Here is a 22,915-nt window from a genome sequence, read left to right on the forward strand (position 1 = left end):
CATGAACGGTTATATCGTAAAAGGCATTGGCGGCTTTTACTATGTAAAAACGCCGGATGGCATCGTGGAGTGCAAACCCCGCGGCATCTTCCGCAAGCAGAAGATCACCCCCGTGGCAGGGGATGAGGTGACGCTGGAGACCGAGAATGGCGCAGCGGTCATTGCGCAGATCGCGCCGCGCAAAAACGTTTTTGTGCGCCCGCCGGTGGCAAATCTGGATGTGCTGTTCCTTGTGGCCAGCACCACCCAGCCTACCCCCAGCACGCTGGTTCTGGATAAGCTTTCGGCCATTGCGGTGGATAAGGGCGTGCAGCCGGTGGTGGTGTGTACCAAAAGTGACCTTGCCGAGGCGGATTTTCTGGCAAATGCCTATGCAAAGTCCACCCTGCCGTTTATCCGTATCGACTACGAAAGCGGTGCAGGTCTGGACGAAGTAAAGCAGTGGATCAACAGCAGATTGTGCGCTTTCTGCGGCAACTCCGGTGTGGGTAAATCCACCCTGTTGAACGCATTGCTGCCGGACGCTGCCCGCGAGACCAGCGCCATCAGCCAGAAGTTGGGACGCGGCCGCCACACAACCCGTGAGGTGACCATCTTTGAAGCCTACGGCGGACGCATTGCCGACACGCCGGGCTTTGCCAGCTTGGAGGCGAATCGTGCCGGGTTCATCCCCAAGGAGAATCTGGAGCACGCCTTCCCGGAATTTGGCCCTTATCTGGGACAGTGCCAGTTTACCGGCTGCTCCCACCGCAGCGAAAAAGGCTGTGCTGTGCGGGAAGCGCTGGCAGAGGGCAAGCTTTCCCAGACCCGGTACGACAGCTACTGCGCCATGTACGACGAGGTAAAGGATGTCAAGGACTGGCAGCGCCCGAAAGTGTAATACGGAAGGAAGAATGAGATGTCCCGTTGTGTGATCCTTTCCGCCTGCCCGGTGCAGCCGGAACTCAAACGCCTGTTGCGCAGCGATGATTTTATCATTGCCTGCGATGCGGGCTACCGCAACTGCGAACGGCTGGGCTGCAAGCCGGATATCATTGTAGGCGATTTTGATTCCGCTCCCTGTCCGCAGCAGAATGCGGACGATATCGTCGTTTTACCCCACGTCAAGGACGACACCGATACCGAGTATGCCGCAAAGCTCGCGGCGCAAAAGGGCTTTGACGAGGTGCTTTTGCTGGGCGCACTGGGCGGCAAGCGGGTGGAGCACACCCTTGCAAACCTGTGCACCGGCCTTGGGCTGGAGCAGCACGGCATCCGCGCTGCCTTGCAGGACGAGCGCTCCCGCATCACCTTTGTGCTGCCGGGCGAGAGCCGCCGCTATCCCAAGGAGGAGTTCTTCTACTTCTCCGCCTTCCCCATGGAGGGACGCGCCGAGGGCGTGTATGAAAAAGGCTCCTTCTATGAGTTAGAGGATGCCGTGCTCACAGCAGGCTATCCGCTGGGCGTGAGCAACGAATATGCCGAAGGATCGGACTGCATCACCATCAGCACACGGCAGGGCGCGCTTGTGGTGGTGGAGACCATCGCAGATTAAACCTCTTCCCGGAACATTTTTGCCCGTCAGACGCTATAATGGGGTAAACATGAGCGAAAGGCGGGGTGGAGATGCAGGTAGTGGTCATTCGCAGCCCGAAAGCGCTGTGCGGCATTCTGCGCAAGCTGTTCGGCATCCGCAAAGAGAACTGAATCCATAAAAGGCCGGTGTGTGGCAAAGCTGCTGCACACCGGCCTTTTACTGTCGGCATACCGCCGCCTGCTGCCGCATACACTCTTACGGAAACGGACAGGGAAAGGAGCACACTGCACATGGAACTGAAGATATTCCGGGACACGCTGCCGCAGGGCGGGGCAGGCTGTACCGTAAAAGCAGAACTTCCGCTGGAGACCGAGATCCGCATCTCGGATGACCTGCCGCCGGTGGGTAAGCTGGTCAAGTGCTTTGTCCGCCCGGTTGTTCTGCAGCGGCAGCTGCAGCCGGGCAGACTTACCTTAGAGGGCTATCTGCGCTGCACGGTGTTTTACCAGAGCGAAGCAGAAAAAGGCCTGTGCCAGACCGAGCAAAAGCTGCCCTTCACCCGGCAGCTGGAGCTGCCGGAGCTTACCTTTACGGCATGGACAGCCGTGGTGGAAGGGCAGACAGAGTACCTCAACACCCGCGCGGCAGACCCGCGCCGCATCGAGGTGCGGGGTGCCTATGGGCTGGTGGTCACGGTGCACACCCAGTGCAAGACCGAGGTGATCACCGCACTGGCAGATGGCGGCATCGAGCAGCAGCTGCGCACCCTGCAAGGCGTGCGCAGTGTGGCCGTGTTGGATAAGCTTGTTACCTTAGAGGGAGAGCTTGTCTTTGCAAAGCCCCCCGCGGCTGTACTGGATATTACCGGCAACGCCTGTGTGGCAGAGGTAAAGCTGCTTGCCGGTAAAGCTGTTGTCAAGGGGGAACTGCGGGTGCAGTGTGCATGGCGGGCAGAAGGGGACACTGCCCTGCAAAGTCAGGCGGCGGCACTGCCCTTCCAGCAGGTAATAGATTTAGAGGGCATCACCGAGGACTGCCGCTGCCTGTGTGTGGCAGAGCCGGTGGGGTTTACCCTGTCGCAGGCAGAAAGCGCCGCCGCCCAGCTGACGGCAAATGTCATGCTGCACCTGCGGGCATGGCGCAGCTATCAGCTGCAAGTGGCAGTGGATGCTTTTTCTACCCGGTTTGAAACGGAACTCACACCGCAGCCGCTCGTCACAGAGCAGTTGCTCTGCACCCTGAATGATACCGCCACCGCCACAGGCTCCGGACCTCTTCCGGATGCAGGGGCGCAGCTGCGGGCCTGTTTTGTGCACTATGGCCCTCAGCAGGCCGTCCAAAAAGGGGAGGGCTGGGTGCTTGCCGCCAAAGCAGTGGTAACTGCCCTTGCAGAGAATACCCTCGGCGAGCTGGAAAGCTACGAAAAAACCTTGGAGGTCGCTGTCCCGCTGCCCATTACGCCGCCGGAGGGAACGGTGCTTGTGCCGGAATGTTGGCTGAGCATCGAGAACATGCAGTGCACCTGTGCGGGCGGCACACTGGAAGCTACGATTACAGTCCGGGCAGAGGGCGCGATTTTAGGCTGTACCACCAGCCCGGTCATCGGCAGCATCACCCTTGGCGACCCGCTGCCCGATACCGACCCCGAGATCGCCTTGCGTATCTACTACGCGCAGGCCGGAGAGGAGGTGTTTGCAGTGGCCCGGCGGTTCCATGTAGCCCCGGCGCAGATCCTTGCGGCAAACCAGCTGGAAGAGGAGCTTGCCTGTCTGCCGCAGGCACAGCAGTTGCTGATCCCGGTCACCTGAGCTGCAAACTTAACTGTACCCCTTTCCCGGATGGCACAAGCTGCCGCACCGGGGAGGGGCTTTTTTGTTCGTACTGCGTAGAAAACACAACGCAAAGAATTACTGATTAAGCCAGCAAAGGAAAATGAAAAACAGAACGAATCAACGTTATAAAATATAATGAGTATACGTTTAGTATCTTGCACTAGTGATTAAAAGTCAACATTTGATGTGTGCTGATATCGATTTCAACGTACGAGAGCACTTTAAAAATACGATTTGTATTTAGCGCTTTGCAGACCATCCATGGATGTGGTATACTAAGGAAGATGCAAATGCAAACGACTGCCGCTCGTCTGCTGTGTCCGGTGTACAGCACGGTTTCTGTCGGGCAAGCAGCACGGCGGGCGGTAAAATGATATCGCGGGAGAGTGGAATATTTGGAACTGGAACAGGCAAAAAAGCGTGTGAAAGAACTGCGCGCAATTATTGAGAAAAACAACCGGCTTTACTACGATCAGGATGCGCCGGAGCTGGAGGATTTTGAATACGATGCCCTGACGCGGGAATTGAAGGAACTGGAAGCACAGTTTCCACAGCTGATCACAGCAGCATCGCCCACCCAGAAGGTGGGCGGCACCGCCAGCAGCAAGCTGCCCAAGGTGACCCATGCCGTCAAGATGGAAAGCCTGCTGGATGCGTTTTCCTTTGACGAGCTGCGGGACTTTGACCGCCGCGTCCGCGAGGCCGGAGTAGAACCGGAATATGTTGTGGAGATCAAGATCGATGGTCTTTCCTGCAGCTTGGAGTATGAGAATGGACAGCTTGTCCGCGCCTCCACCCGCGGTGACGGCGTGGTGGGCGAGGATGTTACCGCAAACGTGCGTGCCATCCGCAGCATCCCCAAGACCCTTAAAGACGCACCGGAGTTTTTGGAGGTGCGCGGCGAGGTATATATGCCCCACGAAGCCTTTCAGCACCTGTGCGCCGAGCAGGAACTGCAGGGTGCAGCACCCTTTAAAAATCCCCGCAACGCAGCAGCCGGTTCTTTGCGGCAGAAGGATGCCCGCATCACCGGCAGCCGGGGACTTTCCATCTTTGTGTTTAATGTGCAGCAGATCCGGGGCAAGACTTTAGCGAAGCACTCCGAAAGTCTGGATTACCTCAAGAGCCTTGGCCTGCCGGTATCGCCGCGCTACCATGTGGTGCATGATATCGAGGACGCCATTGCCGAAATCGAGAACATCGGGCAGAACCGCTCCAAGCTTGATTTCGACATGGACGGTGCTGTTATCAAGGTGAACGATTTTGCGCAGCGGGAGCTGATGGGTTCCACCAACAAATTCCCACGCTGGGCCATCGCCTTCAAGTACCCGCCGGAGGTCAAGGAGACCACTCTGCGCAGCATCGAGGTTGCCGTTGGCCGCACCGGTGTGCTTACCCCCACCGCCTGCTTTGACCCGGTGTTTCTGGCAGGCACTACGGTAGCTCGCGCCACTCTCCACAACGAGGACTTCATCCGACAGTTCGGGCTGTGCATCGGGGACACCATTCAAGTGCGCAAGGCGGGCGATATCATCCCGGAGGTCATCGGGGTCACCCATCATGCAGAGGGAGTTGAACCCTACACTATGCCCACGGTCTGCCCCTCCTGCGGTGCGCCGGTGGTGCACTTGGAGGACGAGGCTGCCCTGCGCTGCGTGAACCCGGAGTGTCCGGCACAAGCACTGCGCAATATCATCCATTTTGCCTCCCGGGATGCCATGGATATCGAGGGCTTGGGCGAGGCAGTAGCCACCCAATTGGTGGAAAAGGAACTGGTGCATTCCGCAGCAGATATCTACACGCTGACCCGGGAACAGCTGCTGGAGCTGGACAAATTCAAGGAGAAAAGCGCGGACAATCTGTTACAGGCCATTACCGCCTCCAAGCAGAACAATCTGGATAAACTTTTGTTCGGTTTTGGCATCCGCAACATCGGCGATAAGGCAGCCGCGCTGCTGGCAGAACATTTCGGCACGCTGCAAGCCATCCGGGAAGCCACCACTGAGCAGATCAGCGAGATCGACGGCTTTGGCGGCGTGATGGCGCAGAGTGTGGTGGAGTTCTTTGCCAAGGATGGCACCACCGATCTGGTGCATCGCCTTGCAGATGCCGGGGTCAATATGCAGTGGAAGGGCGAGCCGAAGGGAGATAAACTGGCGGGCAAAACGCTGGTGGTCACCGGTACGCTGGAGACCCTCTCCCGCAACGAAGCCGAGGCGCTGATCGTGAAAAACGGCGGCAAAGCCAGTGGCTCGGTCTCCAAAAAAACGGCCTATGTGGTGGCCGGTGCAGCGGCGGGCTCCAAGCTGACCAAGGCACAGGCGCTGGGCGTGCCGGTGCTGACCGAGCAGGAATTTCTTGCTATGCTGCAGGATGCTCCGGCAGAACAGGAAACGACTTAAAGCGCCCTTTTAAATGCCGAAATACAAGTAATTTCAAAAGCTTCTGCAATGCTGTTGCAGAGGCTTTTTTGTTTGCCCGTTCCCGGTTCCCGGTTCTAATGACGCACAAAGCGCATACAATGCTAGCACAAAGCTTTCGTGGAAGGAGAAACCAAAGTGGACGAGTATTACCGGGCTATCAGAGCCCTTCCCGCTTGGCTTGCATCGCCGCTGGCACAGCTGCCCGTACAAACGGCAGTGCGCATACAGGAGCTGCGGCTGCGCACTGGCTGTGCGGTCACATTTACCGTACAGGGGCGGCAATGCTCTGCTTCGGCACTGCCGGGCTGCCCTCCAAAGCTGGCTGCAATAAGGCTGAATGCGCTGCAAATAGAAGAGATATTTCACACCCTTTGCAATGGCTCGGTGCACACCCACGAAAGGGAGCTTGCTGAGGGCTACCTGACCACTGCTGTCGGCAACCGCGTGGGCGTGGCGGGGCAGTTCGTACAGCGGGAAGGGCAGTGCATCGCTCTGCAAAAGGTCACTTCGCTCAACCTGCGGATCGCACGCAGTTGTGTTATCCCTTTGCCGCCCGCGCTGGACAAGCTGCTGGAACAGCACTTTACCGGGCTGCTGGTGGTGGGAGAGCCCGGCAGCGGCAAGACCACCCTGTTGCGCACTATCGCCCGGACGCTGGCCGAGCGGCAGCGTCTGGTGGCAGTGATAGACGAGCGGGGCGAGCTTTTCCCGCCGGAAGGGCCGCTTCCGCCGCTGGAGCGCATTGGCGGGGTGGATAAAGCCCGCGCCGTCCAGATGGTGCTGCGTACGCTGGCACCACAGGTGATCCTGCTGGACGAGCTGGGCAGTCTGGAGGAAACGATGGCACTGGAGCAGGGCTTTTTCAGCGGGGTGGATTTTATTGCCAGTATCCACGCGCCGGATGCTGCACAGGCACAGTGCCGCCCGCAGGTGCAGGCTTTGTTGCAGCGCGGGATGCTGCGGCAGCTGGTCATCCTTGCCGGGCGGGAGACACCGGGTTGCATCCGGGAAGTGTGCGCCGTATGAGTGGCCTTCTGCACGGGCTTGGCCTGCTTTTGCTCCCACTGTGCGGCTGGCTGGCGGGGGATGCGGTACAGGCTCAGACAAGTCTGCACCTTGCTGCCTTGCAGGGCACCATCGCGTTATTACAGCGCATCCGGCAGGAGATACAGTACCGCCGGGCAGACCTGCAAAGCCTCTGCCGGCAGCTTTGCCGCGAGGGCCTTTTGCCACAAAATCCCGGCGGTACATTGCAGCAGTTGCCTGCACCGTGGCAGCTTTCAGCAGAGGAGCGTGCCTGCTTTGCAGAGTGCTTTAGCGGAATCGGCCGCGCAGAGGCCGCACAGGAATGCGAGCGGCTGGGTTACTATACGGCGCGGTTTGAGGACTATTTACAGCAGGCACGCCGCACAGCACAGCGGCAGGCCGGTTTGCCGCACCGTCTGGGGTTGGCTGGCGGTATGATGCTGGCGCTACTCTTTTGGTAAAAGCTGTACAGAACAAAGGAGAAACGGATGGATATCGAACTTGTGTTCAAAATTGCGGCCATCGGCATCATCGTGGCAGTACTTAATCAGCTGCTCATCCGCTCCGGGCGGGAGGATCAGGCCATGATGACCACATTGGCGGGGCTTGTGGTAGTGCTTTCCATTCTCGTCAAGCAGATCAGCACCCTGTTTGCCACCATCCGGTCTCTGTTCGCGCTATGAGCGCAGCAGTTCCGGTGCTGACTGCGCTGCTGCTGATGGCCTTTGCGGGAGTTCTATTGCAGCGGTATTCCCCGGCATTTGCGTTGCTGCTTTCGCTGGGTGCTGCGGTGTGGCTGCTGCTCCGTCTGGCACAGCCGCTGCGCGGGGTACTGCAAGCAATGGTACAGCTGGGGCAGCGCACCAATGCGCAAGCCTTTTCCTGCCTTTTGCGCAGCGCGGGCATCCTGTTGCTGGCAGATTACGTCCGCACCCTCTGCGAGGAAGCAGGAGCAGATACTCTTGCATGGTGCGCCGGGCTGGCGGGGCGGTGTCTCGTACTGGCAGCAGTATGGCCGCTGCTGGAACAGATATTCCAGACGATCTGGGGGTTGGCAGGATGAAAAAATGCGCCCTTATCATTTGCATGGCAACGCTGGGTTTTCTGTGCAGCAAAACCGCTCTGAAAGCTGCGGCAGCAGAAGCCACACCGTGGCAAACCTATCTCGACAAGGCACCTGTACAGGCCGAGCAGTTTGCGGCAGACCCGCTTGGCACCCTTGTGCGTTTGTTTGCCGCCGAACCGGTGCAATTGCTGCGGGATACGATGCAACAATATGCCGATGTTCTGCTGTTTTTGTCGCTGGCAGCTGGACTTGCATTTCTCTTGCAGGACACTGCCGACAGAGCACTGCTGGAGCTGGCGGCTGCCGGCGGCTGCGGCGTTCTATTGTGGCAGGAGCTGGACAAGCTTGCCGCTGCCCTGTGCACCCGGATGGCCGGGTGGAAAAGTTATCTGCTGGGCTTTTTGCCGGTATACAGCGGCGTGTTGGCAGCTGGCGGTGAATGGAACGCCGGAGCGGCTGCAAACGGCTTTCTGCTCACGGTGCTGTGTTTTATCGCACAGGCGGTCACCCTCTGGCTGCAGCCGCTGCTGCGCAGCTACCTTGCCATCAGCATGGCCTGCGGCATCAGTTCCCGCAAAAGTCTGTTCGAGGGCTGCACTCTGACCGGGCGGCTGCTGCGGCAGGCCATCGGCTGGGCAGGCAAAGCGTTCGCCGCTCTGATGAGCATTCAGCGCGTAGTCACGGTGCAGCTGGATCGTTCAGCCTCCCGTCTGGGACAGCTGCTGACCGGCAGTGTGCCCATTGTAGGGCAGGCGCTGAGCAACGCGGCAGATGCAGTGCTGGCCGGGATGCAGTTGCTCAAAAGCACCCTTGGCATTGCCGCATTGCTCAGCATCGGGGCAGAATTTGCGCCCTTGTATCTCGGGCTGCTGGTGCATCTGCTTTTTCTGTCCTGCTGCGGCTGGCTTGCCGGGATCGGCGGGCTGGAGCATTGCCATAAGCTGCTGCAATGCTTTGCCGAAGCTGTGCGCTGCATGGCGGCTGTTACGGCCTTGTTTTTTATGTTGTTTGTGGTGGGCATCGTGCTGCTGATGCTGACAGGGGGTGGTTAGATGCAGGCATTTCAGCGGGCCGCGGCAGTATTCTGCATAGCGTGCATCGGGGCGGAGCTGGTCAGTTTTTTTGCTGGGCAAAGCTGGGCTGGCCGGTGCATAAAAGCCGCAGCCGGGTTATATATTTTAGCAGTCCTTCTTGCGCAGCTGCCACGGCTGCCAGGCAAGATTATGACCGCTTTTTCAGGGAATACAGCCCCGGCGGCCACGTCCACTGCACAGCCGGATGCACTGGAAACGGAGATCCTGACCGAGACAGAGACCCGGTTGGCGGAGTACTGTACCGCACAGTGCCGCCAGCAGTTCGGGCTTGATGCCAGCGTGACGGTCACGCTGGAAAAAGCCGGGCAGCAGGTCGTGGTAAAAAAGGTTGTTGCTGCCTTCCCGGCGGGCTGTACCGCCGCCCAAAAGCAGGCAGCGCTCAGCTTTTTGCAGCAGACACTGGGCACCGCTCCCACGGCAGCGGAGGAGAGCACACCGTGAAGAAGAATGAATTGCTTTCCGCTTTACGCTCTTTGCAAAGCAACAAAAACCGCACCGCGCTGGCGGTGACGGTCGGCGTGATGGCAATGCTGCTGCTTTTGCTGTCGGAACTTTTACCCAGCGGCAACACGCAGAAAACCGCGGCATCTACTGTCCGGACTGCTGCCGTCAGCCAGTACCAGACCCAACTGGAGCAGCAGCTGGAAGAGCTTATCAGCCAATTGCAGGGAGCAGGGCGCACCACGGTCATGGTCACCCTGACCACCGGAGAGGAGACTATCTATGCAGTAGATACCCAGACCGGAGATCTGCAACAGCAGGAGACGCACGTTCTTTTACAGGATGGGTCTGCGCTGGCCGAGACTACCTATCTGCCGCAGGTCTGCGGGGTCGCCGTGCTGTGTGAGGGCGGGGGAGATGTCCGGGTTGCAGCCCGCATTACTGAGCTGCTGCATTCGCTGTTGGATCTGCCCACGAACCGCATCTGCGTGGAGCAACGCAAGTGCTGAGCTGCTGCTTTGATCGAGTACCAAAACTATTTACCCAAAAACAAAGGAGGAAGCGTTTTATGAGAGCACTTTCCAGAAACACCCGCAGGGTCACCGCCCTGACACTGGCGGCGGCGCTGGTCATTGCCGTCTACTTAAACTGGCAGTATGCCCGGGCAGACATTACTCCGCAGACAGAGGACGACACCCTCATGGTCTCGGCAGAGCCAGTGGAGGCAGAAGCGGAGACTGCCATCACGGATGCGCTGCCCACAGAGGCGGAGGCCGCCTCCGGTGTCAATAAAAATTATGGCGAAGCACAGCTTGTCAGCGTAGCAAACGACAGCGGCACCCGCTTTTTTGAACAGGCTCGGCTCAAGCGGGAAAAGGCACACGACGAAGCAATGGATACCCTGCAAAAGAGCCTGAAGTCCTCCTCCCTGACAGCGGAGGAGAAAAAGGAGTACACCGCACAAATGGCGGCAGGGCTGGAGGATCTGAACGCAGAAAACGAGATCGAAACGCTGGTGCGCGCCAAGGGCTTTGCGGATTGCCTGTGCTTTTTGCAAGCAGGGCGGGCAGACCTGACCGTGATGACAGCGGGTGAGCCGCTCACGGCGGCGCAGGTGGCACAGATCCGGGATGTGGTGATGAACAAAAGCAGCGTGACCGCCCAGAATATTACGGTGGTGGAGGTAAAGTAAGCACTCTTTATCTATGCGGATATCCCGGCGGCGCAGGCGCAGCTTTTCTTGCAGGCAGAAAGCCGTATGCGCTGCCGGGATGCCATTCTATGCTGATTTCCATCTTCTTTTCCAAACAAGTATTGAAATTACCCCCGCATTGATGGTATAATAACTCTATCAAAAATGAATGCTGCGCGCCTTTATGCACTGTACAAGGGCGCGTTTGAACACAAAAGGCAGACACGGCAGACCGGTTTCAGGGTTTTGAAACCGCTGCCGGAGCAGCCTTTGGATGGAGGACAGCACAATGGATTTACAGAACATGGATCTTCAGGGCGGCAGCCTTCAGATTTCGACCGAGGTCGTGGGTAAGATTGCCCGCTGCGCCGCACTGGAAGTGGACGGCGTTGCCGAGGTGTCCTGCGGCGTGCAGAATAAAAAGCTGAAAAGCCTGCTGGAATCTGCCAGTATCCAGCCGCCTGTGGTGGTTGAGATGCGGGACGGCACGGCCAGCATCACTCTGCACCTGATGATGCAGTTCGGCGCACGGATTCCCTCTGTGGCTGAAAAAGTACAGGAGAACGTCAAGTCTGCTGTGCAGAACATGACCAATGTGACGGTTAGCCGCGTGGATCTGGTCATTGCAGGCCTTGCCGAAGCGCAGTAACGAATTCAGCAAAAAATCATATCAGAAACGATCCTCCTCCCGGCAGGCCCGGCGGGGAGGGTTTGTATTGCGAAAGGAACATTATGGAAAACATTCTGCCCCGTAGAGAAGCCCGCGAAAACGCCTTTTTGCTGGCATTTTCGCAGACCTTTGGTGACATTCCTCTGGCCGAGGCATTGTCCAACCACGCTGAGAACGATGAAGAGCATCCCGTGGACGCGTTCAGCCGTCTGTTGCTGAACGCCTACTACGATCATTCCGCAGAGGTGGATGACGAGATCCGCGCTCACCTGCGCAACTGGACCATGGAGCGTCTGCCCCGCGTCAGCCTGACTGTGTTGCGTCTGGCCGTGGCCGAGATGCTGTTCGGCGGCGAGAACAAGCCCGGCGTTGCCATCAATGAGGCTGTGGAACTGACCAAGAAGTACGGCGCGGGCGAGGACTACCAATTTGTGAATGGCCTGCTGGGTGCTGTGGCACGCGACCACGGCCTGAGTGATGAAGCCGTCACGGAGTCGGCTGAACAGTGAGCCGTTATACGCTCGGGGTCGATACAAGCAACTATGCAACCTCTCTGGCAGTTTTTGATACAGCCGGGGAGGTTGTTTGTGCAAAAAAGCGCTTTTTGCCGGTAAAAGCCGGGCAGCTTGGTCTCCGGCAAAGCGATGCACTGTTCCATCACACAGCAGCTCTGCCGGAGATGCTGCAGGAGCTGGCGCAGGAATTCGACCTGACAAAAATAGATGCCGTAGGTGTTTCGCAAAAACCGCGCCCGGTAGAGGGCAGCTATATGCCCTGTTTTCTGGCTGGTGTCAGCGCGGCGACCGCCTTTGCGGCGGCACGGGACATTCCGCTGATCCACACTACCCATCAGCAGGGTCACGCTGCTGCGGCGCTGTATGCCGCAAAGGGTGAGGCACTGTTCTCCCAGAAGGTGCTTTTGTTCCATATCTCCGGCGGCACCACGGATCTTTTGCTGTGCGATCAGGTGCGTGCTATCACCACCCTTGGCACCAGTACCGATCTGTACGCTGGTCAGGCGGTGGACCGCGTGGGCGTGCGGCTGGGCTTTGGCTTCCCCGCAGGGGCAGAGGTCTCCCGCCTTGCTGCGCAGTGCGCCGAGGAGATCCGGCCCAAGTCCAGCGTAAAGGGGCTGCAATGCAGCCTTTCTGGGCTGGAAAACCAGTGTAACGCCCTGCTTGCGGCCGGAAAAGCTCCGGAATACGTTTGCAAGTACTGCCTGCTCTGCGTGGCAGATACCGTTGTCCGCATGACAAAGGCCGCACAGAAGGAATACCCCGGTCTGCCGGTGGTCTGCGCCGGCGGCGTGATGAGCAGCGATATCATCCGCACATGGGTGCAGCAGCGGCTGCCGCAAGTCTATTTTGTGCCGGGGCAGTATTCAAGTGATAACGCCATCGGCGTGTCTATTCTTGCTGCACGGGAGGCCGGTCTATGGCTGATGTGATCTCGGTCTCAGAGCTGAACCATTATGTCAAAACGCTGCTGGATGTCAACGATGGGTTGTTCGATCTGGCCCTGCGGGGTGAGATCGCAAATTTTGTGCAGAACGCCCGCAGCGGGCACTGCTACTTTTCTCTGCGGGACGATGCCTGCAGCGTAAAGGCGGTGATGTTCCGCACCGATGCCCGCCGTCTGGCATTTCGCCCGGAGGAGGGGATGCGGGTCGTGGTACGCTGCCGCGCTACCCTCTACGAGCGGGACGGTGCGTTTCAGGTCTATGTAAACGAGATGTTTCCGGATGGTCTGGGCGCGGCACAGCTTGCGCTGGAGCAGCTGAAGGCCCGGTTGGAAAAGGAAGGTCTGTTTGACTCGGCACACAAAAAGCCGCTGCCTGCATACCCCAAATGTATTGGTGTCGTTACCAGCAAAACCGGGGCGGCGCTGCAGGATATCCGCAACGTGATCAGCCGCCGCTGGCCGTCCGTTCGGCTGCTGCTGTGCCCGGTAACGGTGCAGGGCTTTGAGGCTGCCCGGCAGATTGCCGTAGCCATCCGCACGCTGGATCAGAGCGGGAAGGTGGACGAGATCATCGTAGCCCGGGGCGGCGGCAGCAGGGAAGACCTGTGGGTGTTCAATGCCGAGGAGATCGCCCGGGCGGCATTTCGTTGCAAAACGCCGCTGATCAGTGCCATCGGACACGAGATCGACTACACCATTCTGGACTTTGTAGCCGACCAGCGTGCTCCCACACCGTCCGCTGCCGCAGAGCTTGCGGTGCCGGATCGGGAGGAGCAGCAGCGCATTTTTGAAAATATTGAAGAAAATATTCACAAAAATATACAAAAACGGCTTGCGTTGTGCTATAATGGTCTAGAACAATACAACTTTTTGTTGGAGCAGAGCGCGCCGAGTAAAATCTTACAGCAGTATTCAAACCGCCTGCAACAGATACAGCAGACTGTCCGGACGCAGCAAAAAGCGCGTATGAATGACAAAAGTATGCAGCTTCAACACGCAGCTGCACTGGCTACATCGCTGAATCCATACCGTGTGCTGGCCCGTGGCTATGCCCTTGTGACCGATACAAAAGGGAAGGTCTGCACCGTGGAGCAGCTGCAGCCGGAGCAGCTCATCTGTGTGCGCAGTCGGCAATATCAGGCACGATGCCGTGTGGAAACTGTGGAGGAGATCAATGAGAGCACCCAAAAGCTTTGAAGAAGGAATGGATCGGCTGAACGCGATCCTTGCACAGATGCAGCAGGAAGACACCTCGCTGGCAGATTCCGTCAAGCTGTATGCGGAAGCCGCCTCCCTGATGCAGTACTGCCATGCAACGTTGGAAAAAACCTCGCTGCAGATCGAGGAAATCAGTGCAAAGATCGCCGAGACCGTAGAAGCCCCGCAGGAGCAGGAGGAAGAATAATGGAATACAAGGCGCAATATCAGGAATATCTGCTGCAAGCCACGGCTGCGCTGGATGCTGCCAGCGCCCGTTTTCTGCCTGAGGAATCGGAGGTGTGCAGAGCTGCCCGTTACAGCTTGCTGGGCGGTGGAAAGCGCATCCGCGCGATTCTGACGCTCAGTGTCTGCGATATGCTGGGCGGCGAGATGCAGGTTGCCGCACAGTTCGCGGCAGCTGTGGAGATGCTGCATTGCTACTCGTTGATCCATGATGATCTGCCTTGCATGGACAACGATGATCTGCGCCGGGGACGTCCCTCTTGCCATAAGGCCTTCAGCGAGTCCACGGCAATGCTGGCCGGTGACGTGCTGCTGACCGAGGCTTTTGAGGTGATTGCAAACGCCTCCGCTACGCCGCAGATCTGCGTGGCAGCCGCCCGTGCACTGGGCGCGGGTGCAGGCAGCCGCGGCATGGTCTACGGGCAGGAGCTGGATCTGAAATATGAAGCGCTAGCGGCCACCGAGGAGCAGCTGCGCCTCATTCACCGTAACAAGACTGGTGCACTGATCAATGCCGCCGTCCAGATGGGCGCTGCCGCAGCCGGTGCAACACCGCAGCAGTGCGAGATACTGGCCTCCTACGCATACGGGCTGGGGCTGGTGTTCCAGATCGTGGACGATGTGCTGGACGTTACCAGCACCCCGGAACAGCTGGGCAAACCCATCGGCAGTGACAGCGAAAACGGCAAGACCACTTTTGTTACTCTGTATGGGGTAGACGGCGCAATGGTGCTGGCGCAAAAGCTGAACGAGCAGATCTGCAATGATCTGCAGCAGCATTTTGGTGCAAAGGCAGCTTTTTTGCAACAGCTGGCTCAGCAGCTTCTGGTGCGCAAAAACTAAAGAAAAAGGAATACAGATATGCAGTTTATTCAAAATATCTTATCAGTCAATCAGATCTTGACCGCATCGCTTCTCAGCTGGTTCATTGCACAGGTGCTAAAGACCATCATCAACTTTATTCTGCTGGGTAAGTTCCAGTTAGAGCGGATGTGGGGCGATGGTGGTATGCCCAGCGCACACAGCGCGACCGTCTGCGCCATGGCTATTGTTACCGGACGCAGCGCCGGGGTCGCCTCGCCGATTTTTGCGGTGGCCTGTGTGGTGGCTATCATCACCATGCACGATGCCATGGGCGTCCGGCACGAGACCGGTGAACAGGCAAAGGTGCTGAACCAGATGATTGCCCAGTGGATCGATGTAAGCGAGAAAAACGCTCCCTTTTTGCAGAATATGCACCTGAAAGAAATGGTCGGCCACACGCCGCTGCAAGTCGTGGCGGGCGTACTGCTCGGCTCCCTGGTAGGCTTTCTGTTCCCGGTCGTGTAAAAGACGGCAGAGATGCCCAAAGTACAAACGCATAAAGGACGTGTGAATATGGAATCGTTGTTGCTGGACAAGATCGATCAGCCCAGCGATCTTAAAAAGCTGAATGCGCAGCAGGTGGAAAAACTTTGCGCAGAGATACGGCATTTTTTGCTGGAAAATATCTCCAAGACAGGTGGCCATCTGGCCTCTAATCTTGGCACCGTAGAGCTGACCGTGGCGCTGCACCGTGTGCTGGAAACGCCTAAGGATAAGATCGTTTTTGATGTGGGGCATCAGTGCTACACCCACAAACTGCTTACCGGACGCCGGAAACAGTTTGACCATTTGCGGCAGCTGGATGGCATTTCCGGCTTTCCCAATCCTCACGAAAGTGTGCACGATGCCTTTATTGCCGGACACGGCAATACGGCGCTTTCACTCGCTATTGGTATGGCTTGGGCCAAAAAGATCAAGCATGAGCCCGGGCTTGTGGTGGCGGTGATCGGCGATGGCGCTTTTACCGGCGGCATGGTGTATGAGGGGATGAACAATATCGGCGGGCTGGACAACCTGCTTGTGATCTTGAACGATAACAAGATGTCCATCTCTAAAAATGTCGGTGCACTGGCACGATATCTGACCCATCTGCGCACAACTACGGCGTATTATGATGCCAAGGATAATGTACGCAGTTTTCTGGACGGTGTGCCATTGATTGGTACGCCGATGAAAAAGTCTCTGATCGGCGCAAAAACGCTGGTACGCCGCGCTATGTACCACTCCACCATGTTTGAGGATATGGGCTTTGAATACATCGGCCCGGTGGATGGCCACAACGTGGAGGAGCTGGAACGCACCCTGCGCTCGATCTATCAGCGGCCGGGTCCCCATTTTTTGCATATTGTGACCAAAAAGGGTAAAGGTTATCAGCCGGCAGAGATGAACCCAGGAAACTATCACGGTGTATCTGCTTTTGACCCGGACGGAATGCCGGACCCGGAGGTTGCGCCGAAGGAATCCTTCTCCACTGTTTTCGGCAAACTGCTGGTGCAGGAGGGAACACAAAACCCGAAGCTCTGCGCGATCACCGCTGCCATGAAGTACGGTACCGGACTGCAATTCTTTGCCCATCGTCACCCGCAGCGCTTTTTTGATGTGGGCATGGCGGAGCAGCATGCTGTCACCTTTGCGGCCGGTCTTGCCAGTCAGGGAATGCTGCCGGTGGTGTGCATCTACTCCACCTTCCTGCAGCGCTCCTATGACCAGATCATCCACGATGTCAACCTGTTGAAGGAGAATGTGGTCTTTGCCATCGACCGCGCCGGCTTTGTCCCTGCAGACGGCGAGACCCATCAGGGCATCTATGATGCAGCCTTCCTCAGCCAGATCGGCATCCCGGTCTATGCACCCTCCAATTACGAGGAGCTGCAATACTGGCTGCACTATTTGCTGCAGGACACGGTCTCCGGCCCTCGGGCCATCCGCTACCCCCGCGGCGGCGAGAGTGCAAAGCTGGCGCAGTATCCCTGCACAAAGCGGGAATACGACTTTTTGTATGAAACGCCCGGGGCAGAGGTCCTTCTGGTCAGCTATGCGGACGAACTGGAGGATCTGTTGGAAGCTGCCGTTCAATTGAACGCTGCATCGCAGAATGCAGACGTTCTGAGGCTTGTAAAGCTATACCCCTTTACAGATAAACTTATCGATACTGTGTCGAAATATAAAATCGTACTGTTTGCAGAAGAATGTGTTGCAGCTGGTGGTATTGGTGAACATCTGGCATATGCTTTGCAGCAAAAAGGCTGGAACGGCCGCTTTTTACACTGCGCTGTCCACACGGCCTGCCTGCCGCACGCGACTGTTCCGCAGATCAAGCAGTGCACCGGTCTGGACGCTGCGGATCTTGTGCAGGCAGTCCGGTCTGCCCTCACGAAAGGAGAAAACGAGCTGTGAAAATTCGGTTGGATCAATATCTTGTGCAGAACGGCCTTGTGCAGAGCCGGGAGCGCGCCAAGGCTCTGATCATGGCCGGTGTGGTTTTTGTCAACCAACAAAAGGTGGACAAGGCCGGCGAGATGATCAAGGAGGATGCTGTGGTCGAGGTTCGCGGCCACGACATCGGTTACGTCAGCCGTGGCGGCTTAAAGCTGGAAAAGGCCATGAAGTGCTTCCCGCTTACCCCCAACGGCAAGGTCTGCATGGACATCGGTGCATCTACCGGCGGCTTTACCGACTGTATGCTGCAAAATGGTGCCGTGAAGGTGTATGCCGTAGATGTTGGCTACGGTCAGCTGGCATGGAGCCTGCGGACGGATGCGCGCGTGGTGAATATGGAGCGCACGAACATCCGCTATGTCACGCCGGAGGATCTTGCAGAGCCCATTGAATTTTTCAGTGTGGATGTTTCCTTTATTTCTCTGCATCACATCTTCCCGGTGGCACAGCGCATCACCACCCCGGACGCCATGGGCGTCTGTCTGGTGAAGCCGCAGTTCGAGGCAGGCCGCGAGAAAGTGGGCAAAAACGGCGTGGTGCGTGACCCTGCCGTGCATCGTGAGGTGTTGCACAATGCCATGTCTTATGCTGCGGAAAACGGCTTTGTAGTGCGCGGGTTGGATTACAGCCCGGTCAAAGGGCCGGAAGGCAATATCGAGTACCTGATGTTTGTGCAGAAGAGCGACCAGCCCGCAGTGCTGGACGACGAAGCCGCCGCACAGGTGGTGGCAGCAAGCCACACCACGTTGGATCGCTGAGACTCAACTGTCAGCAAAGGAGAAACCGGTATGACGATCTACATTTCGCCCAATCCGGGCAAGACCTCTGCCAGCGAAATCGCGTTGCGTGCGGCGCAGATCCTGCTGACCCACGGCGCAGCTGTACTGATGAGCGATGCTCTGCGGGAAAGCTGCAACACGGCAGGGGTCATTTACCTGCCGCTGGAGCGGTGTCTGAAGCGTGCTGACGTGATCCTGACCATTGGCGGGGACGGTACCATCTTGCACGAAGCGAATCTTTCGCTCCGGTACGCAAAGCCCATCCTCGGCATCAATCTGGGACGCTGCGGCTTTCTGGCTACCTGCGAGATCGGCGAAATGGAAACAAAGCTGGCCGCTGTGGCGCGGGGCGATTTCCAGCTGGACAACCGGATGCTTTTATACGCCCGGGTGCTTGGTCAGGACGGCTGGGAGGGGCACGCCCTCAATGATGTGGTCGTGACCAAGGGACGCCTGCAACAGGCCATCGACTTCAGCATTTACTGCGATGATATTCTGGTAGAGCACTACCGGGGCGATGGCGTTATCGTGGCGACCCCCACCGGCTCTACGGCCTACTCGCTGGCAGCCGGCGGCCCGATTCTGGATTCTCAGACCAAGGGCGTCGTGGTGACCCCCATCTGTCCCCACAGTCTGGCCAGTCCGGCCATGGTATTTGCGCAGGAGCGCAAGCTGAACGTCTGTGTGGGGCAGGTAGCAGACGATGAAGTATTTATCAGCTGTGACGGCGGTACGGGCTACCCCCTCAAGGCGGGTGCCACCGCAGAGATCCGCCTGTCCGATCAGAACGTCAAGCTTATTACCTTTGGGCGGGCAGACCAGTTTCAGGCCATTGACCAGAAACTGCGCAAAAGACAATAACACGGGAGGCGATTTTTAAGATGGCACGCAGCCGCAAAGAAGATACAAAAACAAAAGCGGAACGTTTGCAGACGATCCTGCGTCTTGTGCAGGAGCATCCCATCAGCCGACAGGAGGTGCTGCTGGAGCACCTGCGGAACGAAGGCTTTGAGGTAACGCAGGCCACCGTTTCCCGCGATATCCGGGAGTTGTGTCTTGTAAAGGCAGCCACTACCGAGGGCTACCGCTACGTTTCCAGCCGGAATGAAAGCTTCAACCCCAAGACGCAAGGACGCTTTGAGACCATCTTCCACGAGTCCGTTCTGGGGGTAGATTACGCCGGGCACGTTGTGCTGGTAAAATGCTATTCCGGCATGGCAAATGCCGCCTGTGAGGTTTTTGACGCATTGCAGTGGAAAAATGTCGTTGGCACCCTTTCCGGTGATGATACCTTTTTAATTGTTGCGCGCTCGGAGCGCGATGCCAAGACCATTTGTTCGGAGCTGACCCGCTATGTGGGGCAGAGATGACGGTAGGAGAACGAAGCCATGCTGAGCAGCCTGCAAATTGAAAATGTTGCCGTGATCCAAAAGGCAGAGGTGCACTTTGAACCGGGGCTGAATGTGCTGACCGGCGAGACCGGTGCGGGCAAATCCATCTTGATCGACTCCATCAATGCGATCCTTGGCAACCGCACCTCTAAGGACTTGGTGCGCACCGGAGCTGCAAAGGCGGTGATTCGCGCCGCCTTTGAGCAGGTGCCGCCTGCTGTGCTGGATAAGCTTGAACAGTCCGGCTACGAGCGCTCCGAAGCACTGCTGCTCAGCCGTGAGATCACCGCCGAGGGCAAGAGCAGCTGCCGCATCAACGGAATGCCGGCTACGGCAGCCGTTCTGCGGGAGCTGTGCGGTGGTCTGATCAACATCAACGGCCAGCACGATTCGGTGGGTCTGCTCAACCCGGCGCATCATCTGGGCATTTTGGACGATTATGCGCAGAACCGCACTGTTTTTCAGGAGTACTATGCCCTGTACCGGGAGCTGGTGCGGGTCAAGCGGGAGCTGGATGCTCTGATCACTGACGAGGCTGAAAAGCAGCGCAAGATCGACCTGTTGCAGTATCAGGTGCAGGAGATTGAGGATGCCGGGCTGACTGCCGGTGAGGAGCAGACGCTGGAAAACCGCCGGAAGGTGCTGTCCAATGCGTCTGCCATCCGGGACCGTCTGGCGCAAAGCTATGCGCTGCTTTCCGGCAGTGATGATGCCGCAGGCGCTGTGGATCTGCTGGGGGAAGCCTCCAACGCAGTAGATGCCGCTGCGCAGTTAGACCCTGCGCTTACAGCCGCCGCCGGGCAGCTGCTGGACTTATACTATAACGCCAAGGATGTGGCCGCAGATCTGATTGGGCGGCTGGACACCTACGACACCAACGATGCAGAACTGGACGAGGTGGAGCAGCGACTGGATCTTTTGTACCGGCTGAAGCGCAAATACGGCAGCACAGTGGAGGATGTGATCGCTTTCGGGCAAAAGGCCCGGGAAGAGCTTGATAACATCCAGCATTCCCAGCAGCGCTATGATGCATTGCAGGCAGAAAAGCTGCGTCTTTACACAAAAGCGCGGGAAAAAGCAGAGGTTCTGACCCAGACCCGACTGAAGGCCTTTGAGGAACTGAACGCCCGCATTTCCGGCACGCTGGACTTTTTGAATATGCCGGGTGTGCGTATGACCTTGCGGCATACCCGCGGTCCGCTGGCCAGCCATGGACAGGACAGCGTTGAATTCTACATCTCAACAAACCCCGGTGAAGCACCCAAGCCGCTGGCTAAGATCGCATCCGGCGGCGAACTGAGTCGCATCACCCTTGCAATCAAGAATGCAATGGCCGATAAGGATGCCGTGCCTACCGTGATCTACGATGAGATCGACAGCGGTGTGTCCGGCAAGGCTGCGGGACGCATCGGCGAGGTGCTGCGTCAGAGTGCGCAAGGGCATCAGATCCTGTGCATTACCCATACGGCGCAGATTGCAGCACTGGCTGATTGTCATCTGCTCATCCAGAAAAATGTGTCCAACGAGCGCACCTACACCGAGATCCATCCGTTGGATGAAAATGGCCGTGTAGAGGCCTTGGCGCGCCTCATCTCCGGCGACCACGTTACCGAGCTTTCCCGCGCCAATGCACGAGAGATGCTGCAGGAGCGCAAGCACGGCGGATGATGCAGCGGAATGCATTTTTGCAGAAAGGACAGCTCTTGACAAGGCGGCGGTCTTGTGATAGAGTAGACAATGTTAATGGCGATGAAGGGAACAAGTACCCTAGAGTGTTCTGTCCAGAGAAGTCCCGGTTGGTGCAAGGGATCACAGAACAGCAGGGGAAATACCTCCCGGAGCTGCAGGCTGAATGCGTAAGGCTAGTAGGCTGTGCCGCGTGCGAGCGTTAAAGACGCAGGAGTGTCACTCTACTCTGGGGTGCGCACTCGTAAGGCCGCTTCCGTGAGGAAACGGCAAACAGAGGTGGTACCGCGAAGTTATCTCGCCCTCTGCCAAATTCATTTTTGGCAGAGGGCGTTTTTGTTTCCTCTGCCCCAAAAACAGGAGGTTTTTCCATGACGCTGTACGAAGAACTGAAAGCCCGTGGTCTGGTAGCCCAGATCACCGATGAGGAGATCATTGACCTGATCAACAACGGCAAGGCTACTTTTTATATCGGCTTTGACTGCACCGCCGACAGCCTGACTGCCGGTCATTTTCTGGCGCTGACCCTGATGAAGCGCCTGCAGCTGGCAGGCAACAAGCCCATCGCCCTGATCGGCGGCGGCACTACTATGATCGGTGACCCCTCCGGCCGCACCGATATGCGCAAGATGCTGACCAAGGACGATATCGCTCACAATGCCGCCTGCTTTAAAAAGCAGATGGAGAAGTTTATCGATTTCTCCGAGGGCAAGGCGCTGATGCTGAACAACGCCGACTGGCTGTTGGACCTGAACTACGTTGAGCTGCTGCGCGAGGTAGGTGCCTGCTTCTCCGTGAACAACATGCTGCGCGCCGAGTGCTACAAGCAGCGCATGGAGAAGGGCCTGTCCTTCCTGGAGTTCAACTACATGATCATGCAGAGCTACGACTTCTACTACATGTTCCAGCACTACGGCTGCAATATGCAGTTCGGCGGCGATGACCAGTGGAGCAATATGCTGGGCGGTACCGAGCTGATCCGCCGCAAGCTGGGCAAGGATGCCTACGCCATGACCGTGACCTTGCTGACCGACTCTCAGGGCAAGAAGATGGGCAAGACCGCCGGCAACGCTGTCTGGCTGGACCCCAACAAGACCAGCCCCTTCGAGTTCTACCAGTACTGGCGCAATGTGGGCGATGCCGATGTGATGAAGTGCATCCGTATGCTCACCTTCCTGCCGCTGGAGCAGATCGATGAGATGAGCACCTGGCAGGATCAGCGCCTGAACGAGGCCAAGGAGATTCTTGCCTACGAGATGACCAGCATGGTGCATGGCAAGGAAGAGGCCGAAAAGGCTCAGAATGCTGCCCGCGCACTGTTCAGTGGCAACGCAATGGATACCGAGCACATGCCCAGCACCCAGCTGACCGAGGCTGATCTGACGGATGGTGCCATCGGCATTCTGACCCTGATGGTCAAGGCCGGTCTGGCTGCTTCCAACGGCGAGGCTCGCCGTCTGGTAGTACAGGGCGGTGTGTTGGCAGACGGTGAAAAGGTCGCTGCTCCCACTGTCAGCTTTACCGCAGAACAGTTGGCCCAGGGTATCGTCATTAAGAAGGGCAAAAAGATCTACCACAAGGTAACGCTGTAA

General features: G+C 57.7%; 26 protein-coding genes and 1 other annotated feature. All 26 genes read left to right on the forward strand.

What is annotated here, in order from left to right:
- The first annotated feature begins 1 nt into the window (after position 1).
- The gene (gene rsgA / locus C7J97_RS01930) at positions 2-880 is read left to right on the forward strand and encodes a ribosome small subunit-dependent GTPase A (RefSeq protein WP_097783927.1); all 879 of its coding nucleotides are present in this window, start codon (positions 2-4) and stop codon (positions 878-880) included.
- A gap of 18 nt (positions 881-898) precedes the next feature.
- The gene (locus C7J97_RS01935) at positions 899-1,534 is read left to right on the forward strand and encodes a thiamine diphosphokinase (RefSeq protein ID WP_112120744.1); all 636 of its coding nucleotides are present in this window, start codon (positions 899-901) and stop codon (positions 1,532-1,534) included.
- Positions 1,535-1,605: 71 nt separating this feature from the next.
- Positions 1,606-1,686, forward strand: a complete 81-nt coding sequence (gene spoVM / locus C7J97_RS15590; RefSeq protein ID WP_015538484.1) for a stage V sporulation protein SpoVM — start codon at positions 1,606-1,608, stop codon at positions 1,684-1,686.
- A gap of 120 nt (positions 1,687-1,806) precedes the next feature.
- Positions 1,807-3,324, forward strand: a complete 1,518-nt coding sequence (locus tag C7J97_RS01945; RefSeq protein ID WP_113991884.1) for a DUF3794 domain-containing protein — start codon at positions 1,807-1,809, stop codon at positions 3,322-3,324.
- A gap of 410 nt (positions 3,325-3,734) precedes the next feature.
- Positions 3,735-5,750: an NAD-dependent DNA ligase LigA gene (gene ligA / locus C7J97_RS01950; protein ID WP_113991885.1), complete on the forward strand. Its 2,016-nt coding sequence runs from the start codon at positions 3,735-3,737 to the stop codon at positions 5,748-5,750.
- 156 nt (positions 5,751-5,906) lie between these two features.
- Positions 5,907-6,797: an ATPase, T2SS/T4P/T4SS family gene (locus C7J97_RS01955; RefSeq protein ID WP_242983412.1), complete on the forward strand. Its 891-nt coding sequence runs from the start codon at positions 5,907-5,909 to the stop codon at positions 6,795-6,797.
- Positions 6,794-7,258, forward strand: coding sequence for a hypothetical protein (locus C7J97_RS01960; RefSeq protein ID WP_113991887.1), 465 nt, complete (start codon positions 6,794-6,796; stop codon positions 7,256-7,258). The genes C7J97_RS01955 and C7J97_RS01960 overlap by 4 nt, the downstream gene beginning before the upstream one ends.
- A gap of 27 nt (positions 7,259-7,285) precedes the next feature.
- A complete protein-coding gene (gene spoIIIAC, locus C7J97_RS01965) occupies positions 7,286-7,480 on the forward strand; it encodes a stage III sporulation protein AC (protein ID WP_005925971.1) in 195 nt (64 codons plus the stop codon).
- Complete coding sequence (locus C7J97_RS01970; protein WP_113991888.1) at positions 7,477-7,860, forward strand: SpoIIIAC/SpoIIIAD family protein; 384 nt, start codon at positions 7,477-7,479, stop codon at positions 7,858-7,860. Before spoIIIAC ends, C7J97_RS01970 begins: the two co-directional genes overlap by 4 nt.
- Before the next feature lie 23 nt (positions 7,861-7,883).
- Positions 7,884-8,915 (forward strand): stage III sporulation protein AE, encoded by a 1,032-nt coding sequence (locus tag C7J97_RS01975; RefSeq protein ID WP_242983413.1) that lies wholly within the window; start codon positions 7,884-7,886, stop codon positions 8,913-8,915.
- A 171-nt stretch (positions 8,916-9,086) separates the two neighbouring features.
- Entirely contained in the window at positions 9,087-9,398 is a 312-nt protein-coding gene (locus C7J97_RS15320) for a hypothetical protein (protein ID WP_242983414.1), read from the forward strand.
- Entirely contained in the window at positions 9,395-9,907 is a 513-nt protein-coding gene (locus tag C7J97_RS01985; RefSeq protein WP_113991891.1) for a stage III sporulation protein AG, read from the forward strand. The genes C7J97_RS15320 and C7J97_RS01985 overlap by 4 nt, the downstream gene beginning before the upstream one ends.
- A 59-nt stretch (positions 9,908-9,966) precedes the next feature.
- Positions 9,967-10,590, forward strand: coding sequence for a SpoIIIAH-like family protein (locus tag C7J97_RS01990; RefSeq protein ID WP_015538489.1), 624 nt, complete (start codon positions 9,967-9,969; stop codon positions 10,588-10,590).
- A gap of 274 nt (positions 10,591-10,864) precedes the next feature.
- Entirely contained in the window at positions 10,865-11,239 is a 375-nt protein-coding gene (locus C7J97_RS01995; RefSeq protein WP_005925945.1) for an Asp23/Gls24 family envelope stress response protein, read from the forward strand.
- 83 nt (positions 11,240-11,322) lie between these two features.
- Entirely contained in the window at positions 11,323-11,769 is a 447-nt protein-coding gene (gene nusB / locus C7J97_RS02000) for a transcription antitermination factor NusB (RefSeq protein WP_113991892.1), read from the forward strand.
- Positions 11,770-11,864: 95 nt separating this feature from the next.
- Positions 11,865-12,707 (forward strand): tRNA (adenosine(37)-N6)-threonylcarbamoyltransferase complex transferase subunit TsaD, encoded by an 843-nt coding sequence (locus tag C7J97_RS02005; protein WP_242983415.1) that lies wholly within the window; start codon positions 11,865-11,867, stop codon positions 12,705-12,707.
- Entirely contained in the window at positions 12,695-13,918 is a 1,224-nt protein-coding gene (xseA, locus tag C7J97_RS02010) for an exodeoxyribonuclease VII large subunit (protein WP_113991894.1), read from the forward strand. The genes C7J97_RS02005 and xseA overlap by 13 nt, the downstream gene beginning before the upstream one ends.
- Complete coding sequence (gene xseB, locus C7J97_RS02015) at positions 13,896-14,126, forward strand: exodeoxyribonuclease VII small subunit (protein ID WP_242852882.1); 231 nt, start codon at positions 13,896-13,898, stop codon at positions 14,124-14,126. The genes xseA and xseB overlap by 23 nt, the downstream gene beginning before the upstream one ends.
- Positions 14,126-15,007, forward strand: coding sequence for a polyprenyl synthetase family protein (locus tag C7J97_RS02020; protein ID WP_113991895.1), 882 nt, complete (start codon positions 14,126-14,128; stop codon positions 15,005-15,007). Before xseB ends, C7J97_RS02020 begins: the two co-directional genes overlap by 1 nt.
- Positions 15,008-15,025: 18 nt before the next feature.
- The gene (locus C7J97_RS02025; RefSeq protein WP_113991896.1) at positions 15,026-15,493 is read left to right on the forward strand and encodes a divergent PAP2 family protein; all 468 of its coding nucleotides are present in this window, start codon (positions 15,026-15,028) and stop codon (positions 15,491-15,493) included.
- Positions 15,494-15,541: 48 nt separating this feature from the next.
- On the forward strand, positions 15,542-17,425 hold the full coding sequence (dxs, locus tag C7J97_RS02030; protein WP_113991897.1) for a 1-deoxy-D-xylulose-5-phosphate synthase: 1,884 nt from the start codon (positions 15,542-15,544) through the stop codon (positions 17,423-17,425).
- A complete protein-coding gene (locus tag C7J97_RS02035; protein ID WP_097783934.1) occupies positions 17,422-18,225 on the forward strand; it encodes a TlyA family RNA methyltransferase in 804 nt (267 codons plus the stop codon). The genes dxs and C7J97_RS02035 overlap by 4 nt, the downstream gene beginning before the upstream one ends.
- A gap of 30 nt (positions 18,226-18,255) precedes the next feature.
- Positions 18,256-19,107: an NAD(+)/NADH kinase gene (locus tag C7J97_RS02040; RefSeq protein WP_005925919.1), complete on the forward strand. Its 852-nt coding sequence runs from the start codon at positions 18,256-18,258 to the stop codon at positions 19,105-19,107.
- Between the two features lie 20 nt (positions 19,108-19,127).
- Entirely contained in the window at positions 19,128-19,616 is a 489-nt protein-coding gene (locus tag C7J97_RS02045) for an arginine repressor (RefSeq protein WP_005925916.1), read from the forward strand.
- 18 nt (positions 19,617-19,634) lie between these two features.
- Positions 19,635-21,305 carry a DNA repair protein RecN gene (recN, locus tag C7J97_RS02050; protein ID WP_113991898.1) on the forward strand — a complete coding sequence of 557 codons (1,671 nt, stop codon included), beginning with the start codon at positions 19,635-19,637 and terminating at the stop codon, positions 21,303-21,305.
- Between the two features lie 72 nt (positions 21,306-21,377).
- Positions 21,378-21,632: a binding site (T-box leader), on the forward strand.
- Positions 21,633-21,694: 62 nt separating this feature from the next.
- Entirely contained in the window at positions 21,695-22,915 is a 1,221-nt protein-coding gene (gene tyrS / locus C7J97_RS02060; RefSeq protein WP_113991900.1) for a tyrosine--tRNA ligase, read from the forward strand.

This window comes from Faecalibacterium prausnitzii (assembly GCF_003324185.1).
Taxonomy (GTDB): domain Bacteria; phylum Bacillota; class Clostridia; order Oscillospirales; family Ruminococcaceae; genus Faecalibacterium; species Faecalibacterium prausnitzii.

Coding starts and splice junctions, on each gene's coding strand:
- C7J97_RS01995 (WP_005925945.1), top strand. CDS start 10,865: ATGGAGGACAGCACAATGGATTTACAGAACATGGATCTTCAGGGCGGC.
- rsgA (WP_097783927.1), top strand. CDS start 2: ATGAACGGTTATATCGTAAAAGGCATTGGCGGCTTTTACTATGTAAAA.
- nusB (WP_113991892.1), top strand. CDS start 11,323: ATGGAAAACATTCTGCCCCGTAGAGAAGCCCGCGAAAACGCCTTTTTG.
- C7J97_RS01935 (WP_112120744.1), top strand. CDS start 899: ATGTCCCGTTGTGTGATCCTTTCCGCCTGCCCGGTGCAGCCGGAACTC.
- C7J97_RS01975 (WP_242983413.1), top strand. CDS start 7,884: ATGGCAACGCTGGGTTTTCTGTGCAGCAAAACCGCTCTGAAAGCTGCG.
- spoIIIAC (WP_005925971.1), top strand. CDS start 7,286: ATGGATATCGAACTTGTGTTCAAAATTGCGGCCATCGGCATCATCGTG.
- C7J97_RS01970 (WP_113991888.1), top strand. CDS start 7,477: ATGAGCGCAGCAGTTCCGGTGCTGACTGCGCTGCTGCTGATGGCCTTT.
- spoVM (WP_015538484.1), top strand. CDS start 1,606: ATGCAGGTAGTGGTCATTCGCAGCCCGAAAGCGCTGTGCGGCATTCTG.
- tyrS (WP_113991900.1), top strand. CDS start 21,695: ATGACGCTGTACGAAGAACTGAAAGCCCGTGGTCTGGTAGCCCAGATC.
- recN (WP_113991898.1), top strand. CDS start 19,635: ATGCTGAGCAGCCTGCAAATTGAAAATGTTGCCGTGATCCAAAAGGCA.
- xseB (WP_242852882.1), top strand. CDS start 13,896: ATGAGAGCACCCAAAAGCTTTGAAGAAGGAATGGATCGGCTGAACGCG.
- dxs (WP_113991897.1), top strand. CDS start 15,542: ATGGAATCGTTGTTGCTGGACAAGATCGATCAGCCCAGCGATCTTAAA.
- C7J97_RS15320 (WP_242983414.1), top strand. CDS start 9,087: ATGACCGCTTTTTCAGGGAATACAGCCCCGGCGGCCACGTCCACTGCA.
- C7J97_RS01990 (WP_015538489.1), top strand. CDS start 9,967: ATGAGAGCACTTTCCAGAAACACCCGCAGGGTCACCGCCCTGACACTG.
- C7J97_RS02020 (WP_113991895.1), top strand. CDS start 14,126: ATGGAATACAAGGCGCAATATCAGGAATATCTGCTGCAAGCCACGGCT.
- C7J97_RS02025 (WP_113991896.1), top strand. CDS start 15,026: ATGCAGTTTATTCAAAATATCTTATCAGTCAATCAGATCTTGACCGCA.
- C7J97_RS02040 (WP_005925919.1), top strand. CDS start 18,256: ATGACGATCTACATTTCGCCCAATCCGGGCAAGACCTCTGCCAGCGAA.
- C7J97_RS01960 (WP_113991887.1), top strand. CDS start 6,794: ATGAGTGGCCTTCTGCACGGGCTTGGCCTGCTTTTGCTCCCACTGTGC.
- C7J97_RS01945 (WP_113991884.1), top strand. CDS start 1,807: ATGGAACTGAAGATATTCCGGGACACGCTGCCGCAGGGCGGGGCAGGC.
- C7J97_RS02045 (WP_005925916.1), top strand. CDS start 19,128: ATGGCACGCAGCCGCAAAGAAGATACAAAAACAAAAGCGGAACGTTTG.
- xseA (WP_113991894.1), top strand. CDS start 12,695: ATGGCTGATGTGATCTCGGTCTCAGAGCTGAACCATTATGTCAAAACG.